Source organism: Cryobacterium sp. TMT2-15-1 (assembly GCF_004402345.1).
Lineage (GTDB): Bacteria > Actinomycetota > Actinomycetes > Actinomycetales > Microbacteriaceae > Cryobacterium > Cryobacterium sandaracinum.
On the sequence record NZ_SOGD01000033.1, the window covers coordinates 64,299 to 87,885 of the forward strand.

Annotated in this window: 12 protein-coding genes and 1 pseudogene; 11 read left to right on the forward strand and 2 right to left on the reverse strand. The window is 61.6% G+C overall.

The window, feature by feature from the left end; genetic code table 11:
* Positions 1-6 precede the first annotated feature (6 nt).
* Complete coding sequence (locus E3O62_RS09245) at positions 7-435, forward strand: hypothetical protein (protein ID WP_166786452.1); 429 nt, start codon at positions 7-9, stop codon at positions 433-435.
* A gap of 28 nt (positions 436-463) precedes the next feature.
* A complete protein-coding gene (locus E3O62_RS09250; protein WP_134398305.1) occupies positions 464-3,199 on the forward strand; it encodes a UvrD-helicase domain-containing protein in 2,736 nt (911 codons plus the stop codon).
* A gap of 195 nt (positions 3,200-3,394) precedes the next feature.
* Here E3O62_RS09250 and E3O62_RS09255 read toward each other — a convergent pair.
* A pseudogene (locus E3O62_RS09255) lies at positions 3,395-4,248 on the reverse strand (N-formylglutamate amidohydrolase).
* Positions 4,148-10,630, reverse strand: coding sequence for a DUF3320 domain-containing protein (locus tag E3O62_RS09260; protein ID WP_134398307.1), 6,483 nt, complete (start codon positions 10,628-10,630; stop codon positions 4,148-4,150). The pseudogene E3O62_RS09255 and the gene E3O62_RS09260 overlap by 101 nt, the downstream one beginning before the upstream one ends.
* A gap of 251 nt (positions 10,631-10,881) precedes the next feature.
* Between E3O62_RS09260 and E3O62_RS09265 the strand changes: the two genes are divergently transcribed.
* The 9 genes from E3O62_RS09265 (at position 10,882) to E3O62_RS09305 (ending at position 23,491) form a co-directional block, all read left to right on the forward strand.
* Complete coding sequence (locus E3O62_RS09265; RefSeq protein ID WP_134398308.1) at positions 10,882-11,385, forward strand: hypothetical protein; 504 nt, start codon at positions 10,882-10,884, stop codon at positions 11,383-11,385.
* 461 nt (positions 11,386-11,846) lie between these two features.
* A complete protein-coding gene (locus E3O62_RS09270) occupies positions 11,847-13,193 on the forward strand; it encodes a DNA cytosine methyltransferase (protein ID WP_198413779.1) in 1,347 nt (448 codons plus the stop codon).
* A gap of 307 nt (positions 13,194-13,500) precedes the next feature.
* A complete protein-coding gene (locus E3O62_RS09275) occupies positions 13,501-15,396 on the forward strand; it encodes a DUF262 domain-containing protein (protein WP_166786453.1) in 1,896 nt (631 codons plus the stop codon).
* Complete coding sequence (locus tag E3O62_RS09280; RefSeq protein WP_134398310.1) at positions 15,393-18,209, forward strand: Z1 domain-containing protein; 2,817 nt, start codon at positions 15,393-15,395, stop codon at positions 18,207-18,209. The genes E3O62_RS09275 and E3O62_RS09280 overlap by 4 nt, the downstream gene beginning before the upstream one ends.
* Positions 18,206-19,288: a PD-(D/E)XK motif protein gene (locus E3O62_RS09285; protein ID WP_134398311.1), complete on the forward strand. Its 1,083-nt coding sequence runs from the start codon at positions 18,206-18,208 to the stop codon at positions 19,286-19,288. The genes E3O62_RS09280 and E3O62_RS09285 overlap by 4 nt, the downstream gene beginning before the upstream one ends.
* Positions 19,289-19,468: 180 nt before the next feature.
* Entirely contained in the window at positions 19,469-20,572 is a 1,104-nt protein-coding gene (locus tag E3O62_RS09290) for a ParB N-terminal domain-containing protein (RefSeq protein ID WP_134398312.1), read from the forward strand.
* Positions 20,569-21,549, forward strand: coding sequence for a hypothetical protein (locus tag E3O62_RS09295; RefSeq protein ID WP_134398313.1), 981 nt, complete (start codon positions 20,569-20,571; stop codon positions 21,547-21,549). Before E3O62_RS09290 ends, E3O62_RS09295 begins: the two co-directional genes overlap by 4 nt.
* Before the next feature lie 304 nt (positions 21,550-21,853).
* Complete coding sequence (locus E3O62_RS09300; protein WP_166786454.1) at positions 21,854-22,849, forward strand: HNH endonuclease; 996 nt, start codon at positions 21,854-21,856, stop codon at positions 22,847-22,849.
* A 267-nt stretch (positions 22,850-23,116) separates the two neighbouring features.
* Positions 23,117-23,491, forward strand: a complete 375-nt coding sequence (locus tag E3O62_RS09305) for an alcohol dehydrogenase catalytic domain-containing protein (RefSeq protein WP_134398315.1) — start codon at positions 23,117-23,119, stop codon at positions 23,489-23,491.
* Positions 23,492-23,587 lie beyond the last annotated feature (96 nt).

A 23,587-nucleotide genomic window follows, 5' to 3' on the forward strand; every position in this document is an offset into this window, starting at 1 on the left:
CAGGCCGTGGTATTTGGCGCCGTCGTTGAGCACCCGTTGGATCAGAGCTGGGTACGAGGAGATAAAACAGTTGGGGGACTGAATATGAGCCCGGATTCTTTTGGAGCCTTGTTGGCGGCATACGGCGGGATCATCGTGCTGACGGTGTTTCTGCCGTTCATAGCCTCCTTTATCTTGGATGGCGTTGTTCAGGTGCTGCGGAGCAATGGTTTGAAGGTCCTCCTTGCGGCCCTCGGCCTGACTCTGCTCTTCGCGCTCGCCGGGTACCTTCTCTGTCAGTACGGGATCAACAACCCTCCTCTGGCTTCGTCGACTCTGGAGAGCATGAGGACCATGGCGCAGATGCTGTTGACATTTTCGACAGCCCTGGCGCTGGCCGCATTCGTGAGTCGAACGGCGAAACTCCTCTGGAAAACTCGGCGAGCTGCAGCATGATGGTCTGTTCCGCCCAGCACAGCCGCCCGTGAACATCCCTGACCCAGCGCAAACCTGGCGCCCGTCGGCCCTCGGCAAGCGCTTCACCAAATCCCGGGACTGGCGACTGTCGCTGACCGGCCCCGAGCTCACGATCACCGTTGGCGGTGAGCCCGTCGCCCGAAACATCGGCTCGTTCGGCGGGCTCACCGTGACCCCGGGTCGCGTCTGGGCGCACCTCGAGCTGGAGCATTCGGACCGGCGCTTTCGGTTCCGCGGCATCCCGAACCGGCGCGCGGCATCCTTCGCGGCCGCCTTCGCCGCCGCCCAGGCCGAGGCCGTGCACGCGCTCAGGCTGCAGCAACTTGTCGACGAATTCGACCAGGCCGCCAACCAGGTGAGGCTTTTCACCGAAGCGCTCGCCACCGCCGTCGCCGTGCACCTCAAGACGGCGGGGTGGCTCACCACCGAGTTCTCCGCCTACTGGGCTGCGCGCAAGGCCGCAGTCAAGTTCGGTCAGCTGCTCGACAACCCTGATCTCCAGCCGCACATCAAGGCACTCTCCGCGGTGTCCCGGGAGACGGTCAGAATCTGGCGTGAGGACCTGCCCGCGTTCATCGCCGCCCAGAACGAGCGGCACCTCGCCGCCGAGCTCGACGCCTGCCACGACTTCTTCGACACGGTCGAGAAGTCGCCGCTCACGCCCGAGCAGGCGCGTGCAGTCGTCTGCTTCGACAACCGGATGCTGGTCGTCGCCTCAGCCGGATCCGGCAAGACCTCGACGATGGTCGCCAAAGCCGGTTACGCGCTGCACCGCAACCTGATTCCGGCCGACAAGATCCTGATGCTGGCCTTCAACAATGCCGCGGCGAAGGAGCTCGGCGCGCGCGCCCGGGAACGACTGGCACCCCTCGGGCTGGACGCCGACAAGGTGGTCGCGAAGACGTTCCACGCGTTCGGGCTCGAGATCATCGGGAAGGCCACCGGCCGCAAGCCGTCGCTGGCGCCCTGGCTCGACGAGCATGGGGGAGACCTCAAGCAACTGGGGCGGATCGTCGACGGGTTGCGCGCCGCCGACCCCGGCTTCCGCACACAGTGGGATTTCTTCCGGGCGGTGCTCGCACGTGACTACCCCGACGTGGAAGGGGAGCCAGACAACAGTGCGAGTGAGGCACCCGTTTTTCGAACGGCCCAGGGCGAGGTTGTGAAGAGCGCGGGCGAGCGGATGATCGCCGACTGGCTGTACTTCCATACCGTCGACTACGTCTACGAGAGGCCATACCGAATCGACACGGTTGATCCCGAGCACGGCCAGTATCGACCGGACTTCTACTACCCGAAGATCGACGTCTACCACGAGCATCTGGCGCTCGATGCTGACGGTCAGTCGCCCTTCGACGGCTACCTGGACAGTCTCCGGTGGAAGCGTGGCTTGCACCGGGAGCACGGCACCACGCTCATCGAAACGACTATGTCTGAGCTGTGGAGCGGAACAGGGCTCCACACTCTGGCCCAGGAACTGACCCAACGCGGCATCCAGCTGCACCCGAATCCCGCCCGGATCATCGCGACGCAGACGCCCACCGAGAACGAGCGACTGCTGCGCACCTTCCGGAGTTTCCTCACCCACGCAAAGAGCAACCGGCTGAGCGACGACCAGCTCCGAGAACGCCTTGATGAGCTGACCGAAGGTGAGGTGCGCTTCCGCGATGCCGCGTTCCTCCGCCTGTTCGCCCCGATTCGGCGGGAGTGGGACAAGAAGCTGGCCGCCGAGGGCTGCATCGACTTCGAGGACATGCTCAACCTGTCGGCCGAGCACCTGGAGGCCGGCGACTGGGAGAGCCCCTACGAGCTGGTCATGGTCGACGAGTTCCAGGACGCCAGCCACGCGCGTGCCCGGCTCGCCCGCGCCCTCGTGGCCCAGCCTGGCCGCCACCTCTTCGCCGTCGGTGACGACTGGCAGAGCATCAACCGGTTCGCCGGCGCCGACCTGTCGGTGATGACCGATTTCCAGCACCTGTTCGGGCCGAGTGAGGTGCTGCGGCTCGAGCGCACGTTCCGGTTTTCGCAATCGATAGCGGATGTCTCCAGCCGGTTCGTGCTGCAGAATCCCAGCCAACTGATCAAACGTGTCGTGTCCTCGACCCCGGAATTCCCGCCGACGATCGGGGCCGTCTCGGTCGACACCGACAAGGCCGTGAAGGCGGCCATCCACCACCGGCTCAAGGCGCTGCACACCCAGATCGCCCGGGGCCGAATCCCTCAGCCCGTGGGCGTCAAGGTCACCGTGTTCGTCCTGGGACGCTACCGCCACCAGAGCGAATGCCTGCCGGACTGCCGCGACCTCGCTAACCTTCTGGACGTGAAGTTCATGACCATCCACGCCTCGAAAGGCGCCGAGGCGGACTACATCGTGATCCCGGGCATGGTCTCGGGCAAGTGGGGCTTTCCAAGCACCATCCCGAACGACCCGGTGCTGCGCATGGCGATGCCCGCGGCCGAAGACTTCAAGCGGGCCGAGGAACGGCGACTGTTTTACGTGGCCATGACCCGTGCCCGGCGGGGCGTGCTGCTGGTCACCGTCAAGAACAGGGAGTCACCCTTCCTGATGGAACTGATCCGGGACCACGGGATCGTGCGCACCAACGCCATCGGCGAGGCTCTCGATTCCACCGTCTGCCCCCGGTGCGGACGTGCGTTCATGGTCGAGCGCCCGGGCAAGCGCGGGCCGTTCCTGGGCTGCCGGCGATATCCGCGGTGCAAGAGCACGCTCGCTCTGGTTTGAAAGGGAAGGCGAGGGGTGAGTCGCTCACGCCGCCCTCGTCGCCTTCAACTCGGGTCGCACAGGCCCTGCAGTCTCAGCTGACCCGGCCAACCAGTCGCTGAAGCGACTCCTGAAGCGACGCGAACCCCGCCGGTTTGACCTCGACCGTGGCTTCATCCATGTACACGTCGCGCCGGATTTCGAGCATCACCGAACTCACCCCTCGCTGTGGTGATGCTTGAGCGGCACGTACGAGCCCGCAAACGGCGCATTTGCCTGCGCGTCGAGGTCAGGGAAGCAGCCTTCGACGACGGCCAGGAGCTCGGCGGATGCGTGGAACGGCTCTGATCCCACGCAGAGCGGTGCCCTGTAGCCGCCGTCGTGCAGCTCATACGACAGCAGGGCCTCCGGGTAGGAGTGCACGTCGAAGATCACGGCGCGCCCGTGCACGGCCAGCGTCGCGTCCACGAGCTCGGTGAACCGGGCCGAGTAGGTGGCGAAGTAGTCCAGCAGGGGCTTCTCATCGTCAGCGGACACCCGCCGGATCTCCTGGTGCCGGGAGCCGTGGGTGTAGAGCACGCCCATGCCCACAGCGTCATCTCCTCGGTGTCGTCGGGGAAGCGTTCCACGTCTACGGCGAACCGGGAGAGCCCGTTGATGACCGCGCTCGCACCCGTGATGGCAGCGACGAGCTCGTCGGTGAAGTGGTCGGCCATGACGTCTTTTTCGGCCTCCAACTCGGCCGGGGAGATGACGTAGGAGTGCAGGTGCTCCGCCGGGATGAAGCGTCCGCCGTGGGGTGCGTGCAGGATCACCGGTGTCGTCGCCGAGTTGTCGATCAGGCGAAACAGCGGGGATTCAGCGGGGTTGGTCATCGTGGGCCTCCAGGCCGTGGCGCTCCCGGTCGGCAGCGGTTTCATGGTCTCAGGGGCCACAGACACTCGGGCTGCAACCCGGGACGGCCGATGCTCAACGCAGTCCGGTGACCACCATCCCGGAACCCGTGCGTTCCAGACGCCCAGACCGAAGCCCGAACGCGAGTGCCGCATCCAACCGCACCCCGATCGCATCCGTGATCCGGCGCCCCCCGAACAGCGCCAGCGACTCTCTCTTGAGCTCGGATTCCTCCATCCCTGCGGCGGCCTCAGTCATAAGACGCATCGCGTTGGCGATCTCCACCAGCGAAACATGCTCCAGCTGCCGGGGCTCACCGATCGGCGTTCGCCGGGCGACATGCCATTCGGAGGGGTCGACCTGAGCGGGCCAGAAGAACGGTTCGTTGAGGGTTAGCCGCAGGTCCGCCGGAACGCATCTCAGAATCGCCGCCACTCGTGACTGACTCACCCGGTCGAGGCCGAAGGCCCCGGCGACGAGTTTGGTCAATCGAGCGCTGTGAATGGGGCCTTCAGCGGCGACAACGGAACGGATGACTGCCTCCACCTTGGCCGTAGCCGCGGTGTGCGGCAGCGCGTCAAGCACACTCACCGAACCGGGATACCTCGGGGCCGCCCACTCGCTGAACTCGACGACGAGTGGATTGCTCCGCGTGGCATTTCTGGTTGAGGAGCCTCGGACGGTCCCCGCAGAACGGTTGCTGATGGGCGCTTCCCCACCACGCGCCGACGGCGCAGCGCTATGCGTCTTTGCACCGGAGGCCGAAGCTGATGCCGTGGCCGCGGCAGTCGCCCCAACAGTGCTCGCGATGCTCGGCTCGTCCTTCACCCGCGTCGCCACGGCCGCTGCGGCGACCACTGCCGCACCGAGCCGCGCGAGCGTCTCCTCGCGATTGTGCAGCCACTCCGGCAGCCACACACGTTCCACACCGGGCCAGCGCATGATCCCCTGAAGCACGTCGACCGGCAGCCCGTCGCGGTCCGCCACGGTTCGGCGCGCGCGCCAATTCGGGCCGTCAAGCAGCACTGCCACGAGTGGCCGATCCGGGTCGGCGGCATCCGCAATGCTGATGTCGACGCGGAAGTCCGACAGGCCCACGTCCGTGTGAACGCTGAGACCTTGGGCCGTCAGGGCTGCGGCGATGTCGTCGCGGTGGCGGTCGATAGTCGACTGGCGCCTCACCTCGTCGTGCATGACGTCAGCACCCCGTTCGGCCATCTCGAGGTAGGCCTTGAGATGCTTGATGCCGACCGAACTGGTGTCCTGCGCGCGGAGGGACGACGGGTCGAAGCTGGTGAACAGCACGACCTGCCGACGGGCGCGGGTGATAGCCACATTCAGGCGGCGCTCCCCGCCGGCCCGGGACAGTGGTCCGAAGTTGAGCGGCACCACCCCTTTGTCATTCGCGCTGAACGCGATGGAAAAGAGGATGCTGTCGCGCTCGTCACCCTGCACGTTCTCGAGGTTCTTCACGAACAGGCCGTCGGTTTCGTCGAGTGCCAGCGCGATGCGCTCGTCGTCGCTGTCGCGCAGCATGTTCTCCACGAGGTCGCGCTGCTGCGCGTTGAAGGTGATGACCCCCACCGAGGGGGAAACGGTCGGCGACGCCCAGAACCGGCGCCGGATGTCTTCGACAATGGCGGTGGCCTCGACGAAGTTGGTGCGTAGCGTCTTTCCGCGGCCCGAGCGCTCGAACTGGCCGTTCACCCGGACGAGGGAGATGCCGTGTCCGTCAACGGAATCCTGCGCACCTTCGGCCAGCGGAGCGGGGAATGATAACAACCTGCTCTCGTAGTAGTGGTGATTGCTGAAGGCGATGAGTGACTCATCCTGGCTGCGGTAGTGCCACGACAGCCACTTGCTCGGAACCCGCGCCTGCACACATTCGGTGAGGATCGACTCCTCGTCGGCGACGACCTCCGGTGCCGCCTCACCGTCTTCCTCGATGCTCGCGCTCGCCTCGGCGAAGCTGGTCGGCGGCATCTGCTTGCTGTCGCCCACGACGACAACGGATGCCGCTCGCCCCATCGCGCCGATCGCATCTGCCACTCGAATCTGCGAGGCCTCGTCGAACACCACGATGTCGAACAGATTCGACTTCGCTGGGAAGAACCGTGCCACGGACTCGGGACTCATCAAAGTGCACGGCATCACCTGGGTGATCAGCTCGCCGTAGTTCTCGAGCAGCGCCCGCACGCTCATGCCGCCGCGCTGGCGGTCGAGCTGCCGTCGGAGCCCGCCCACCTGCCCCGAGGGCACATTCGTGTCGAACTTTCGTAGGTTGAGTACCTCGGCCGGAATGGCCCGGGGCAGCTCCGCGCGCACAGCGTGGGTGCTGGCGGTGAACCGGCCGATGGTCTTGTTGTGTGCCGCGATGTTGAAGTCGCCGAGAGCCGTGGCGTCCTCGCGCTCGGCGATTGAGGCGATGGCCACGCCCTTGTCGAACGCGAGCGCGGCATCTTCGGCAGGGATGCTGCCGGCCAGGATCGCCGTGTGTGCGTCGGTCAGGCCGCTGCGGAGCAGAGGCTCGAGGTGGCGCACGAGGCTCAGCCAGCGTTCAAGAACGACCGGCCGGGTACTCTCCAGAGTGCGCGCCACGCGCGTGTGCCACCAGAGCGACACGAAGCCCACGTCACCGGCCCAGAGGGAACGGCGCTCCGGCTGGATCGCCGCCACCGTGTCGAGTGTCTTCCAGACCTCGGCAAGGCGAGCGAGCTGGTCCCGGCCCGAGGCGAGAGGCGTCGACCCGTAGTACTCGCGCAGGTCTTCGACAGAGGTGCCGGCCTCAGAGGTCGGTGCCGTGATCAGGTTGCCGAGCCAGAAGAGCCAGGTGATGTCATTCGTGAGTCTTTCGGCCTGTTGGTCGATGAACGGGTTCCACTCCGCGTCAACCAGTGGCATCGGCAGCTGGAGCGCAGCGTCCCGCACGCTCGACGCGTCTGCGTGCGAGGCGGCCAGAGCGCCGGTCAGAGTCGACAGGGTCTTGAGCGGCACGGAGGCCGCCTCGATCAGGAGGTCGTCGGCGAACTCCGCGAGAACGGCACGGCGTTTCTTCTTGCGCCCGAAGAAGCCCGCTTCATCGGCTGCGAGGGCTGCCGCGTGGATCGCGACCAGGTCGCGGGCGAGAACGGTCGGGTTGACGGTCGCAAGCCACTCGGGCTTCGAGGCTCGTACTGAGGCCAGCTGGCTCTGGAGCCGAACAAGGTAGGCCTGCCAGGCCTCACCGTGGAGCGCGTCGATGATCGCGATCGGATGCCGCGGGGCTCCCGACAGGTTGCGCCACTCCTCGATCCGGTCAGCCGAACCCATGCGATTGAGTGACTCCAGGCTGAACCCAGCTGCCTGCGCCGCCACGAGAGCACTATCGAATTCGCGCCCGGCAGCCTGGATCGCCGCGGCGTCGAGCGACGTGCCCGGTCGTTCAACGATGAAGGCCCATGGATGCGACGAGCTCGCGCGGGCCAGATCGGAAACCTCCGGCAGCCGCCGGAACACGTCGCGAAGTTCGGCGACGGCTTCCGGGCTGCTGCCGGCCACGAGTGCGCCGGGAATGATGAGCGCCGTGATGTCGACGTCGGCGGCGAGCAAATCGGTGTGGGCCTCGTAGAGCGATTTGCCGGCCGTGTTCGCCTCATGCAGCCGATCGGCGTAGCGCGCGAGAGCCCCGCGGCTCGACACCGCGGCCTCCCTGTTCGCGGTGAGCGCCGCCACATCCGGCTGGATGCGGAGGTCGAGAGCTGCCTTGATCTGGGCACGCACGGCGGCCGGCCGGGCCCCCTTGTCATGCAGGTCGAGGGAGAAATCGCCGAGACCGACGCTTTCCAGGCGCTTCTTGACCACGTCGAGGGCCGCGCGTTTCTCTGCCACGAACAGCACGCGCTTGCCCGAGGCTAGCGACCGGGCGAGGAGGTTGGTGATCGTTTGTGACTTACCTGTTCCAGGAGGCCCTTCGAGAACGAAGGTGCGCCCGCCTACGGCCTCCGCCACAGCCTCAAGCTGCGAGGAATCCGCCGGTACGGGAACGGACCCACCGAGTTCGTCGAGGTCCACGACCGGCGCGCCCACCACCGGATCGGCATACGACTCGAGAGGTGAGTTGATCAGGTGTGAGACGAGACTGTTCTTTGACAGCGTCTCCCAGTTTTCGTCGAGGTCCTTCCAGAGCCGAAATTTTGCGAACTGCAACACAGAGAGCTCAACGGTTTCTTCGACCCGGAAGGGAAGTCCGGCCAGGGCGATCGCCTCCCGCACAGCGTAGAAGGCGGCGGGCAGGTCGATGCCCGACCCATCCTCGGTGGCGTTCGCAAGGCCGGGGATGTCGAGGCCCAGACTCACTCGCAGCTTCTCGATCAGGCAGTAGTTCGGCGTGGACGCGCCCGCCTCGTCGATGGTCAATCGGTAGGAGGTGCCGCGGCTTGCACTTGTCATGTTCACCGGCACCAGCACCAGCGGAGACCGCAGGTCACGGTCATTGAAGCGCCAGTGCAGCATCCCGAATGCGAGGTAGAGGTTGTTCGCCCCGGTTTCTTCGACGATCGTCTTCGCCTTGTTCGCGAGGTATCGCAGTTTGCTCGTATACGACGCATCCGTGATCTCGATGAAGGCCGACTTCTTGTCGGCGAGCATGAGTTCGCGAGTGTCCTCGGGCAGATCACGCCCGAAACGGATGCCGCGGGCCCGATCGATGGTCGGCACCGAGTCGGAGGGGATCAGGGTGATGGGGGTGCCCGCGCTGATCGCGTCTTCCATGCGGGCCACGGCGGGCGGCGGCACAGCAAGCGGGTAACCGGAGCGGTCGGTGTAGTTGATCAGCTTGTTGCGGAGGCTCAGATCGAGCAGCGCGTTCTTCCACTGGGCGACACGGGGCGGCACCGCGGCGGCGTCGACCGCACCGCCAGCCGTGTGCGTGGCGTAGTAGGGGGCGATCACCGGCCCCGCGCCCGGCTGGTAGATCGTGACCGTGATCTCGCCGTCGGCGCCGACCGAACGGCTGGGCAGAGGGAAGATTCGGGCCTCGCGTGCCTGCCGAATGTCGGTGACACCCTGGAACTTCTCCAGGCCGGCCGCGAGGTGACGGGTGTGCGGAATGCGTCGCGCCTCGGCGAACGGCAGTGCCGCGTCGCCGCCGGTCAGGCTGGTCGTTTCGATCAGCCCGATCAGGCCCAGGTCAACGAGATTTACGATATCGGCGACGTCGGTCACAGCGATCGCGCCAAGTGACGAGTCGAAGCGCCAGAACCCGAGGAAGATATGCCCCTCGAGCAGCCAGAGCGTCGAGTTGAGGCCGGCCTGCTCGAGGGCGGCGGCGAGCGTGACGGTGGTGTCGAGGCAGGTGCCCAGCCGGTTTTCGAGAACCTCCGCCGGCGTGCGCACCTTCTGCCCGACGACACCCCAGCTGGCGGGTGGCTCGGCGTAACGGATGTCGCGGGCCTGCATCGCGTCATAGATGGCGGCGACCGTGGCATCCACCCGTTCCGCACTTTCTGCCTGGTAGCCCGACAGTGACGAGTCTCCCGTGCTCGCTTTGAGCAGGTCTGAGGCCTCGAGCAGCAGCGGCGCGATGGCTGCGGCATTCGGCTGCACGTGCGCGGCGAGCAGCTCGAGCCCGAGGTGCAGGGGAGTGGCGATCCACTGGTTGAAGGCAAGAATCTGCACGTCGACCGAGGTCTCGGCGAGCTGGTCGCCGGCGCTGTTCCGCAGCACGGCGCGGATGAGACCGGGCCGTTGCTCCTCAACGCGCAGCATGCGCGCCGGGTCGAGCACAAGGTCGATAGTGCGTAGCGTCGTTGCCTTCTGCTCATCGAGGTCCACGAGCAGCACCTTCGGGCCGCCGAGGGAGCCCTCGCCGCTGACGACATCCACCTCGATGGAGGCTCCGCGCGTTTCGCCACCGAGGTTCTCGATGATGATTTCGTCGACCACGGGCACCCGGCAGTGCGCCATTGCGTAGCTGAGGTATGGCACCGATTTGATGGTGATGCGGGCGGATGCCGCGGTGACGGTTGCGTTGCCGGGGGCAGCGGGGCGGGGAAGTTGCGGTGCCTGGCCGGGGCCGGCCGGAGCGGCATCCGTTTCTGCAATCGTTGTATCGGTTGGCGGGACGGTCGGCACAGGCGGCTTGACCGGCAGCACCGTCTGTTTGAGCGCGGCCAGGGCGTCGGCCTGGGTGTCAGCGCCCACCATGCGCAGCAGCAGTTCGGCGGAATCGACCGCGCGGTAGGCGGTCTGGGGAGTGAACTCCTGATTGTGAGCCCACTGGTTGCGCACCTCTCGTAGCTCGCTCGCATAGGTCTGACCCTGGCGCGGCAGTTCGCGGTCGAAGGGGAAGCCAAGCTCGCCGATCCGCTCGGTCAGGGCTCGGAGCAACAAGGAGAGATCGCGCGGGGAGTAGATGCCGCCGCGGCGGCCGGCGATGCTGTCCTTGCGCTCAAGAAGGGAGGCCCAGGACACTTCCGGTGGCAGCTTCGTGGCGAAGACCCCCTCGACGAACGGCGAGAGCCCGTCGATCAGCAGAGCCAGCGCATCGCCTACCTCAGAGTTGTAGTCGACCTTGTCCACAGAATCCCCATTCCCGTGCGCCGCATCCGTGTCGGGGATCGCTGTGAGTCCGACCCCTCGACACTTGTGGCGCTGATTGGATTGTAGGGGGTGGGTCGGACTTTGAAACGGCTGAGGCCGCCAGGGCATCTGCATCCACCCCCGCGACACCCCCACTGGAAACAAAAGAGCAGGCTAAAGGCCTCTTTTGCTTTGTGAGCCCACCTAGGCTTGAAGTTTGCAGTGGAATCAATCAGTTGGGGGACTGAAGCATGAGTTCAGACAATGTGTTGCTCGAAACAGGGGCGCTCCTCGTGGCGCACACCGGGATCCTGATTGGAACGGTCTGCTTGCCGTTCGCGGTCTCGTTCCTGCTGGATGGAATCGTGCAGATTCTGCGAGGTGATGGCCCGCAGGTGTTTCGGAGTGCCCTTGCCCTGGTCGTCTTTTTTGCCGGCGGCGGATACCTCCTCTGGCAGTCCGGAATCAGCTACGCCGGAGCGGATCAGGAGGGGCCGGCGCTCATGGGCACGGTCGCCCTCGCCCTGCTCGCGTTCTCCACGGTGATGGCGCTGGTCGGGTTCGTGGTTCGAACCGTGAAACTCCTCCGGAACGCTCGGCGAGCGGAGGAAAGGCTGCAGCACCTCCAGATGTCGCCCCAATTCCGGCTCACCGGCCGCGGGCCCGCCGATTCGCCTCGCGATGACGGTCAGGTCAGTCCCATCCTTGGCGACGCACAAAGCGCGGTGGGCCCCTGGGCCTTACATTCGAAGTAGGAGTTCTTGGCCCGGCCCGACTCACGCCACAGCGTGCCGGAACACCTTCGCCGGCTTGCCACCACACCCTGCTGGTAGGCATTCCCAGCAGCCGCTCCGGGTCGGCGAACGCGCGACACGAGGCGCGCAGCGTGTCCACCGCCATCTCGATGATCTTGTCGTGGTCGTAGACCAGGCCGTGCACCTCGGCCACGGGCGTCACGTCCACATGGGCGACGGCTGCCTCCGGCACCACCACCAGATGCGCCACCGACATGACCCAGCCCCGGCATCAACAGGCCGAACGAAGTCAGCCGGTGCGACTACTACGCTTAAGTGCCTGCCCTCCAAACAACTTGCCATCAAGTCGGCGGCAGAACCGGGGTGGCTATCACGTCGCGGGGTTGACCGGCAATGTCTGCGGCATGCCTCAGACTGAGCTGAGCCACGACCCGAAAACAGGAGGCCTCATGGAAAGCGCTATGCATGTCGAGAAGACGATGACGACGATCAGCGTCGCCTCGGCCTTTCGCTTCGTGGACCTATTCGCTGGTCTCGGGGGTTTTCACAGCGCATTAGCCGAACTCGGAGGTTCTTGCGTCTTCGCTTCGGAGTGGGTGTCGACCCTCCAAGACCTCTATGAGCGAAACTACGGGCTGAGGCCACATGGCGATATCACTAGCATCCGCGCTGAACTCATTCCGGACCATGACTTCTTGACCGCGGGCTTTCCTTGCCAACCGTTTTCGAAGGCGGGAGATCAGCTCGGATTCGAGCACACTGAACAAGGTCGGCTCTTCTTCAACGTCCTCGAAATTCTGCAAGCCAAGCGGCCTCGGAACTTCATTCTGGAAAATGTCCCAAATCTGCTAAAGCACGATGAGGGCAGGTCATTCGCTCGTATGAAACGTGAACTGGAGGGTCTCGGTTATACGATTCGTGCGGAACGACTTTCGCCTCATCAATTTGGCGTACCCCAAATTCGGGAGCGACTTTACATCGTGGGTTCTCTTGAATCGATGAATACATTCACTTGGCCAGACCCCACCGGCGCTCCGACCCATATAAGTACCGTTTTGGATGCCAATCCCCTCGAGGCGAGGGCCATCCCCGACCTACTACTTCGTTGCCTCGAAATGTGGGACGATTTCCTTACTTCAAGCCCCGCGTCAATCGAACTCCCATCCTTCCCTCTTTGGTCAATGGAATGGGGAGCTGATTATCCCTATGAGACGACGACTGCGTTGGAGATGCTGGCCGTCGGCGGTCCGGAGGCACTGTACCCCTACAAGGGATCGTTTGGCGTTTCGTTTGACGGCATGACTGAGAGCGAGATTCTCAAGAACCTGCCGAGCCACGCCAAACGACCCGGGGTTGACTACCCACGTTGGAAGAAGACGTTTCTTCGTCAAAATAGAGAGTTCTACGCAAATAACGAGTCCTGGATCGGCCCATGGCTGCCACGCGCCAAGGAATTTCCGAGTAGCCTCCAGAAATTCGAATGGAATGCGAAGGGGGAAGAACGGACAGTGTGGAAGTACGTCCTCCAGCAGAGAGCGTCAGGGATCCGACTCAAGCGAGTTCACTCAGCTCCCACGCTCGTGGCAATGACGGCTACACAGGTCCCGATAATCGCGTGGGAGCAGAGGTTTATGACACAGCGGGAGTGCGCAAGGCTGCAAAGTCTGGGAGCGATTGAACTCCCATCTCAAATTGGCGCGGCCTACAAAGCGCTCGGGAATGCCGTGAATGCGCACGTTGTCGAACTGATCGCACGGTCATTGCTCGGCTCAAACGGAGCTCGCGCCGCGCAAATCCTGGCCGCCTGAACCGGATTGTCAGACGGGGAGAGAATTGCAGGCCTCGATGCGTGTGCGCCACCTGGTCTGCCCTGGAACCGACCGACGGGATCGAGTCGCCTCAGATCTGCCCAGGATCGGGCATTAATCATCCGCTCAGGTGATCCTGGGTGTCGCACGGAACGATAGCATCGTGCTTATAAGCTCCACTGTTTGAATTGCGGGTTTGCACCAGGGGGGCTGGTGGCGTGCTGGCAACGCCGTGATGGCGACCACATCAATGTGGCCCAAGCGCGTTTGTCGGAAACAACGAGGGGGATCTGTCTTGACATATCTAATGGACGAAGTCATTGACGATGCAATCGAGGATCCCCTCCTGCAGATCCGGGACGACATCTCTGAACACCTAGCGAGTCTGTCAAACGAGACCGACACACCCACCGAATTTGACCAGAACTCGGTCCCCTTCAATGCGGCCGAAGTCGACTTTGGCTCTGATACATGGATGTCGTGCGTGGCTGCTGTCCAAGGCTGGCTGAGGTTCGATAGCCCACTGCCGGCGGACAACAGCGAGGCCTTCGCGATTTCGCTCTCGAATGCGCTCGGATTCGCAGGTATCGACGAGGCATTCGACGAAACAGGCGAGTCCCTCAAATTGAAGGCCATCGCCCTGGATCGTTTGCGAGATCGCGCAGAACGGGCAACTCGTTTGCAAAGCCTATTTGCCGATGAGTTCCTCAACGATATTGGCTCGCGCGAATCAGCCACACGCTCCTGGGTCAGCGGTTGGGACGAGGAAGACGAAGCCGAAGACAGCGCGTCAGCGGATCCTGTGTCGGCAAAGGCTGATACCTATAGGATCTCTGACTTCGTCGCGCAGGCATACGGGGGAAAGCTGAATCTCACTCCCTCGTACCAGAGAGGAGATGTCTGGGGCACCGGCGCGCGACAGCTTCTTATCGAGTCGGTCCTGCGTGGAATCCCATTGCCATCTGTGATTCTTCTCAAGCCGTCTGATGGCCAGTCGCAACTGTATGAAGTCGTGGATGGTAAGCAACGATTGACTTCCATTCTGCGTTTTGTTGGCAAACATCCACAAGCGATCAGCCGCGTAAGGAAAGCTGACAAGGACAATCCTGGTCACGAGTTGCTCGAACTTTTCAATTCGGACTATCCAAAGTTCAAGCGCGCATGGAAAGGGCTGTTTAGCGAGGTTCTAAGTTCGTCCGTTGAGGAAAGGTACTACTTCCCTTTCAAGCTGCGGACGGACGACCGAGGTCTTCCAGGCGTGGAGCTCGCGCCGCTTCGAGGAAAGTACTACACGCAGATAAAGTCAAACACCATCCGTGTTGCGGATCAGACCGCATCCGTGGAGGAAGTCTTCGAGGGCTACAGCGAGTACAAGGTGCCGGTGATTATCTACAGCCGCGCGAGCACCCGTCAAATCCACGAGGTTTTCAATCTCTACAACAGGCAAGGGACTCACCTGAACGCCGAGGAGATTCGCAACGCGATCTTTCACGAACTGGAAATCACTCGTGCAATTCTCGTCGCGGCTGGCGACTCTGATCCACGTACCCCTGTAAATCAAATCGCGCCATCGCTGGATCAGGTTTGGCCAGAGATCAAGCCGCTTCAGGAGACACTTCGCGGATACGGCTTTGGGGAATCACGCTACCGACGAACGAAGGTGCTGTCCTGGATTCTCGCGACTCTGCTTGTGGAGAGTCGAGTCGACCGGTTGCCCTCCACGGCCAAACACATTGACTCACTTCTGCAAAGAATCCAAAACGACAAGCACGATCCTCTGCGTTCGGACGCAAGACTCCGAGGGGTTTTCGAGTGGATTGCGCAAGTCGGCGAAATTCATGCTGGCTACGCGGAGGCCTGGGCTCCGGAATTCAAGGATGGCGAAAACGGAGGGAAGTGGCAGGAACTCCAACTCGTGGGGAGCTTTGTTGGGGTTGCGATTGCGGCGGCAGCAATCGGCTCAGAACTTGCGGACCGCATGGCTGCGGCTGCGCCCTTGATCTACGAAACCAGCAAGAGTTGGACGAGGCCGCCGAAGACCCAAACAAAAACTCAGTGGGAGTTCATTTCTCGAATAGCTCAAGGAGTGGTGCGCAGCCTAGATGTCGACGAGGAGTTCGCGTCAGAAATCATAAAGGAACGATTCGGTTCTTCGGGCGTGGAGTCTCTTTGGGCAGTCGCAACCTACGCCACCGCTGAATGATGGTCATCGCATCTGAGACCTTGTTTGCGCATCCACCTGCAAGTCAACCATCGGGTAAGACTTCGTGGTGGACTGATTATGCTTCCCAAATCACTGGTCTTTCCGAAACGGCGAAGTCAGTTCTCGAGGCCGACTGCAAGTACATAGTCGACAAAGGCGTGCTCGGCGCTGGTCGTCCCGAAATGGGGCATTGGCCGGAAAATCGGGTTCGACGCGGGCTCGTGATGGGGTCTGTGCAGTCGGGCAAGACTGCTTCGATGTTTGGAGTGACAGCACTCGTCCTGGACGATCAGATTGACCTTGTCGTAATCTTGGCGGGCACGCGCTTGTCGTTGTGGCGCCAAACTTACAACAGGCTCCAAGCCCAGTTGGACGTTGGTCCTGAAGGCACAATGAAAGAGCGGCGCCGGCTGCTGATTCCGAAGCCGGGAGAGGTAGCGGCGCCCGAAGGTCGGCTTCCGCTTTCGAACCTTTACAAGTTTGAACCCGCTCAGGTTCGACGCGCCATCCGCGAGAGACGACCAATGATCGTCGTAGCGATGAAACACGCCGATCACTTGCGGGCCCTCGGAAAGAGCATGAGGGAAGGCATTTTTCCTGCAGCAGGGGCAGCGGGCCGGCCATTTAACATGCTCGTACTTGACGATGAGGCGGACGACGGCTCAATTCTTGACGCGCTAGTTGAAGACGGAGAGGATCCGGTTTACGGCAAACTCAAGCAGATACCGCGAACGATCGCTGACCTGTGGGATCCACGCGCCAGTGGTGCCGCCCCGGGCAACCTATACACAACCTATGTTGCCTATACGGCCACACCTCAGGCGAATTTTCTGCAGCAGGACCACAATCCGTTGGCGCCCAAGGACTTTGTCGTTTCGCTGCGCACGTCCTACGATCGCGGCGAGATGTTGCCGCGCGAAACAACCTACTTCGAGCCGAAAGGTCTCAAGTCCTATTACACCGGTGGTGAGGTCTTCTACAGGCGAGGAGGAGCTTCGGGGCTGTGCCTACCCACGGGCTTGGACCCGTCTGAGGACCGGAACGCGGCTGTAAGAGCCTTTCTTGTCGCAGGCGCTATCCGGCAAATTCGCACTTCAGAGACCATGGGGCCATATTCTGCCCGCAAGACGAACTTCGATTCGCGCGATGACGTGAAGGCGATGTGCCCGGAGCCCCATTCGATGCTGATCCACCCCTCTGCGATGGTTCGTGATCACTTCGACGTCGCCTTGGAGCTTCTTCGGTGGGCCGGACAATCCGACGCGGTGCAAGCAACCGGCGAACTCTCCCAATCGAGTGCCTACCTTTCCGAGCAACTCAGTAACAGTTTGGAGTCGGACGCACCGATTTGGAGCATTTGGCTGGACAAGTACCGCGAGTCGGCCGCCCAGATCCGTGATTCCTTTGACCTGCCTCAGGTCGTTGCCTTCCCGAGTTGGGTGGAGGTGGAGGCCGTCCTACGCAATGAAATAATCCCCGGTACGAGAGTGTCTGTGGTCAATAGTGACCCTGACGCGGACGATCGGCCGAATTATGAGCCATGGCAGGATGATGACGGCTGGCATGCTCCCACAGACCTATCGACAATCTTCGTTTCCGGTAACGTGATGTCTCGCGGATTGACCCTCGAGGGGCTCACGACGACTCTCTTCCTGAGGCATTCGAATCAGCCGCTTGCAGACAGCCAAATGCAGATGCAACGGTGGTTCGGCTATCGGGGTTCCCACATTGAACTGTGCAGAGTGTTTGCGCCTCAAGAACAAATCGACTTCTTTGCTTCGTACCACGAAGGCGATGAGGCTCTCCGTCAAGTTGTTATTCAGGAAATGAACGGAAGTGCTTCAAGCGCACCCACCCCGATTGTGCTGCAAGGCAAACACTTCCTGGCGACCGGCAAGATCGCAAACCTCGGCACCCAGCCTCTATGCCCCGGGTCGAAGCCTTTCGTTCGGCTCATCAATGATGGGAATCATCCGGATCCGAATGTCGATTTAGTCGCATCGCTCTTTCGCACAAGAGATTCTGAGGATGTATCTGCTGCGGGGCTCCTTCGCGGGAGGATCCTATCCGCGCCCCTTGCGTTGGAAGACAGCGCAGAACTCTTGGGACGACTTCGCTTCGAAGCGTACACACCTGGCGCCCACAATTGGCAAGCTGAAATGTGGCGTCAGGTCCAAGCTCGAGTGGAGGCCCAAGGCGGTCTCTTGGACCGGAAAGCGCTCTACCGGCCCCCGGAACCCAAGCAGGGGGCTAGTGCATCGCAAGTGAGGAGGGACTGCCCCTACGCTCTGAGCGCGTATCTCCGTCTGTGGTCGGCCTGTCTCACCAGACGCGTCACTGGTCTGTTCCCGACTGAGAGCCCTCTAGTGCCTTGGTCGATGTTGGACATCGCCGAACGGAAGCAACAACAGCCGCGATTCTGGGTTGGTATTCGGTATGGGGATGGGCAGGCCGTCGACCAGAGTCCATTGGCGGATTTGTCGTTTGCTGTGCGCGCCACGAGGCGAACTGTGGAAGACGGCGAGCTGGTCGCGACGTGGGGGAGTCGGAATCCTGATGCCGGACCAAAGAGCTATCGTGGCGATGAATTCTTCGACTACTACTTGCGGGGCGAAACCCCCCAGGCATTCGTAGCAGATGAACCAACCTGGCGCCCTGTCGGGTCCGATGGCCTAATTCTCTTTCACATCAATCAAGTGAATGGGCAAATTCATCCTTCTGTGGCTGTGGGGGTTTGCATCCCGTTGGGTGGCCCTGATCAGTTTGCCGCAGTTGTTTCGTCAGCGAATCCGCTGAGGACTGCGGGAGCATGACCACCTATGAGGCCGTGCTCAGCCGCCTGTCTGAATTGGATCCGTCGGTGTCGGTAGAGGAACGCAACGTCGAATGGTTAACTCCGTCCGCCGTGGTGGGTCTGTCCCGGACGGTCGAAGGACGGATTGAGATCTTCATAGCAGGGGCGCAACTCAAACCAACATCTCGAAGCGTTCGAAGGGCCCTCGACTATCGAACTTGGCATCGCGGAAGTGGCCACCCCAGTGTTGAAGCCAACAGGCTACTTCTTCCTGGTGCCGGCCACTATGACCAGATCGCCGCCTTTCTATGCGCCGAGCTCATCCGATGCGGTTCTGACGCCGACCTACCAACAGCCTTTAGGAAAACCGAGCCCATCATTGAGTTGGCCATCGAGAAGCTTCGGCTAACAGACCAGGCGTTGCTGGGGTTGACTGGAGAGGTGCTACTGCTGGATGCGCTTCTGCGTCAGGCTGGCGATGCTCACGCAGGGGATGTCATGCGATCCTGGCGAGGATGGCGTGAGTCCACGAGAGACTTTACGTACGATTCAGTGGGCGTCGAGGTGAAGACCACAACTCGATCGATCTCCTCCCATGAGGTCCAAGGAGTGCACCAAATCGAACTTCTGGATCATTTAGAGTCGGGGGTCCTCGAGGACACCCTATTCTTGGTCAGTATTGGACTCGAGTGGGTGTCGGAAGATTGCGATAATTTCTATACATTGCCGACTCTTGTTGACGCAATCGTGACCAAGCTCCGTTGTGTAATGTCCCCAGTGAAAGCGGAGCAAGCCATCGATTCCTTCCTGGAGCATGTGAAGGAATATGGGGATAACCAAGATGTCGGCTATGACCACCTAACAATGTCCCAAAGCGCCGTATTCAAGCGCTCATTCATCCCACGATTCGTTCGTTGCTACGACATGCTTGACTCAAACATCAAGGTTCTACGTTCCGACGACTTGAGCCACCACCCTCACATTGACCCCAGTTCGGTGCGATTCAGAATCGATCTGCCGGTGAGCGTTCAAGGTGATCTCAACCCGGTAGTCGGACTGAACGCAGCCGCTAATGCGATCGCTATAGCGAGCCACTAGACGCTGATTAGAGGCCTGGCGGCCACCGTGAACGACCGGCAACAGTACTCAATGCGAGTGGCGCAACTCAGCCTTCCCGGGCCTCTACGATGAGAACGGCAGCGATTCATTCGAAAAATCTCCTGGCCGGGGCGGTATTTAGCCTGCTCAGACTGGGACCCAGAAATTACGGAGTTCAATTTGGGTAAGGCTGGCTCGCTCTCAGATCTCAAGCTAGGCGATCTGAGACCCGATTGGAACAATCCGCGTTTTCCACCACTGGCGGTCGATGGGTTCAGCGATGACCTTGACGTGTACGCCCTCTTGGACGATCGATTCGACGCGGCATCGGTTGCAGAGTCCATTGCCCGACACGGTTTCTTCCAGTCCGAACCGCTCATAGCGATCCCCACTCTGGACGGCAAGTACGTCGTGCTGGAGGGTAATCGACGTCTTACTGCGCTGAAAAGTCTCGTAGACCCTGCGGTCAGAAACCGGATGACAGACCCAAGATGGAAGAACATCTCGGCCGATACTGCTCAGATCATCACAGATGCGACATTGATACCGGTGCTCGTCGCGGAATCTCGTGAGAGTGTTGCTCCGATTCTCGGGTATCGGCATGTCACAGGGATCACTCCCTGGGACCCGTATCAGCAGGCGCGATACGTGTCATCGCTGATAGACGCGGCCGATAGCACCGTCAATGCCGCGGAAGTCGCGCACCTAATCGGCCGAGACCTGTCAGAGGTCAAGGCTTTCTACCGGAACTACTCGATAGTCGAACAAGCCAGAGATGTCTTCCAGATCCCTGACGTTGATCGAATCGTCGATGAGTTCGGCGTTTGGACACGAGCGATGACGAGCACCGGGATTCGCGACTACATAGGGGCCCCCGCTCCGCGCGATGTCCAGGAAGGCAACTATCCGCTACCGAGTGAAAACCGCGAACAGCTAATGCAAGCTATTACATGGCTTTTCGGCGTAGCCCGCTCTGCAGGGGACAAAGCCCTCGGGAAACAGTCCAGCGCCGGGAGAGTGATAACGGATTCGCGCCAGTTGACACGCCTCGGCAAGGTATTGGCTAACACCGATGGCAGGGCTGCGCTTGAGGCCGAGCCCAATCTTGTGGATGCGGAGCGTGCCGCCCTCAACCGCTCAGCGCGGTTCTTTGAGGCGACAACAAACGCGAAAGCGTCGCTGCATGTTGCAAAGAAGAATGCAACACCCGCGTTAGTCCAAGACCAGTTACCCCTGCTGGATGAGTTGGCGATCACCTTGGGGCAGATCAGAGCAACAGAGTGAGCGCTAGCGTCTCAGAAGCCCCGACGGACTTCACCTCCTTCGAGCTCTCTGAGTGGATCGAGATGCACATGTTTCTCAACGGCGTTCTGTCAGTGTCTCGGGCCACCATCTCCACATTCTTCCCAGCTGGGCAAGGTCCCGACGGAGCAGAAATAGATCAGCTTTTTGCGGAGATAAGAAGACGGGCCGAAGATGCGCCAACGCTTTACCCGTTTCGAGCAATCGACGACACGATAGAAATCGAAGCATCGATTGATTCGACGGCCTACTTTCTCCTTCAGGTCCTCTCAATAGAAGCAGCGCCTTTTCGACGCCAAAACCGCTTCAACGAAATCAATCCGAGCTTCGAACTAATAACCAGAGAAGCATTAATTTCTTATTGCGGGCCGGGCGCCCAGGGCCGTCGGTTCGGGTGGCCAAACGGTGACGGGCGCCCCGAGCACCTTGGTGATGCCGTTGCGTGGCTCGCGAACGAGATGGGTCTAGGTGTTGGAGATTTTTGGGGTGAGGTCGATTCTGACGACAAGGATGGCGGGATAGATGTTGCCGCTTGGAGAGCGTTCCCGGATGGTTCACCTTCTTTCACTACGTACCTCGCACAGTGCACTGTGCAAATGACGTACGAGCGGAAACCTGGGGATGTCGTGCCGGAGAAATGGGCCTCCTGGATCAAGTTTGGCAAGCTCCCCGAAGTCGTTTTAAGTGTCCCGTTCGCGATCCCAACAGACGCGAAGGTGCGGCTGGACCTGAATTACAAAGTCCATGTTCTCCTGGATCGACTTCGGCTTATTTACCTACTCGACCGCGGGGCCAGCACGCTCAGTTCTTTTCCTGAGTATGAGTTCATGAAGGATTGGACGAGGACTGAAGTTCAATTGACGAAGAATGCTCTCTCTCAACCCTCTGGGCCAATTCCTAGGCGCCCAAAAATCCGAAAGCCGCTGAAAGCGGTCAATCCAAACGCGCCAAGAGAGTAAGCAGGGCCGTCGGTAGGCGAACTTCGCTTGCGGAGATTTCTTCGGGGGCTTTCTAGACTCTCGAAGTCCGGAGGCTTCTGGCAGAGACTGGCTGGGTGGGACTGAGCTTCGCATGCGCCATGCGGGGCCGCGTAGTGAGCGGAAAGCACCATCATCGAAGGTGCAGGTAAACGACCGAAAATGAGGTGTCCGACCTGTGGCGAGCCTGGCCTGCACTCTCGGGCGTGAGAAATGTGGAGACCCGCGCCATAAGCTGGGAAAAATGGCTGGCCTTCAGGCCATTCCTGTAAGAGATAGGCGCCCTATGCTTGAATTGCATGATTATCTCGACCTGACATTCGCGAATGCGGTCGCACAGTGGTCCGGGGTACTGCAGCGTGAGTGCGTTCCCGCGGGACGGAACCAAGAAGACTTTACCCCTGTGGAGACGCTGCTTTGCTTTGGTCTGGGGCTCATTGGAAACCGATCGAAGTCCGGAAACATCAACATCCCCGAATCCTCACCGGATGCCAAGAGGCTAGGTGCACTGTTCAAACGATCACCCGGCAGCCTTTCGCTCAAGCTCGCAAATCTCGACGGTCGACGCCCGCACCGGGCGAAACACGAACAGCAACTTTGGATCAAGCTCACTCAGGATGGTTTCCAGTTCGAAATGCTCTATGCGCTTATTCTCGACGCGGGTCGTTCGGTCGGCCTTGACGAAGAGAAGCTGCCAGACTTTCTTGGCGTAGAAGATAATCGCCTCCAGATCGTCTTCGAAGCGGACGCCGTGAGTGATGACGACCTCCTTGCCTCGCTCGAGGGTGACTTCGCCATGCTGCCCGGCCGCGGCGAGGACATCGATATCCGCGACACGGAACGAGCGTTGTTGGGCACCGCTCGAGTTGGCCAACAACAGTTCGCGCGGAAGGTGCTCACGAACTCAGACTTCGCATGCGTCTTCTGTGGGCTGAGTACGCGCTCGGCAGGCCTCCCTTCGTCACGCCTGCTAATTGCTTCGCATATTAAACCTTGGAGCAAGAGCGGGGGAGGGGAGCGCGTCGATCCGCGCAACGGGCTTGCCGCTTGCCCCACGCACGATGCCGCGTTCGAGGCGTACTTGATTTCGGTTGATGCGGCCGGGAGAATCGTGCGGTCGGCCGCACTCGACCGAGCAATCGCAAGCGATAACTCGTGGCGGCATAACTTCGGCAGCAACGGTCTCGCTCCGAGGCTAAGGATGCCCTCCACCGCGACTATGCCCTCAGCACGTTACACGGACTGGCATAACTCGAAACTCATGGTCGAGTTCTTGAACTGACTGGCTGCTCCCCCGGTCTGTGCTCCCTGTGTCGCTCATGTTGTTCACGGAAACACCGTGCCACGCCGAATTGCGTTCCAATGCAGTGAGCCATCGATAGCAGTGTGCGATTGTCAGCCTCTGTGGTAGCGACCTTTTTAGCGATGCTGGCCAAGCAGGCAGATGAACTGCGGCTGCCCGCTGTCGACACCCTCACGTTGCACGGCGGCGGCTTCCGTTACCGGAGAAGGCGGGAACCATTCCACCCCCGCCCGCGTTACCCCTGACATGAAGTCAATTGTGTACAGCCAGACCGGTGACCCGTCCGTGCTCCAGCTCGTCGATCGGCCGGTGACCGAACCCGGAGCCGGCGAAGTGCGGGTGCGGATTGTGGTCAGCGGCGTGAACCCCACCGACTGGAAGTCGCGCCGCGGCTCGGCGCCGGGCCAGGCCCTCGCGTTCGAAGACGTCGTACCCGGGCAGGACGGCGCCGGGATTGTGGAGGCGATCGGCGCCGGCGTGCAACATGTCAGTGTGGGCGACCGGGCGTGGCTGGCGCTCGCCGCGTATCAGCGCGCGAACAGCGGCTCGGCCCAGGAGCAAACGGTGCTTCCGGCGGAGCGCGTCTTCCTGCTGCCGGCGGATGCAAGCTTCGACCAGTGAGTATTTGCGGGTTTGGGGGCCAGTGAATATTGCCTTCGGGGGCCACCGGTATTGCCTTTGGGAGCCACACGGTCGCGCGGTCGGGGGCCACTGGCT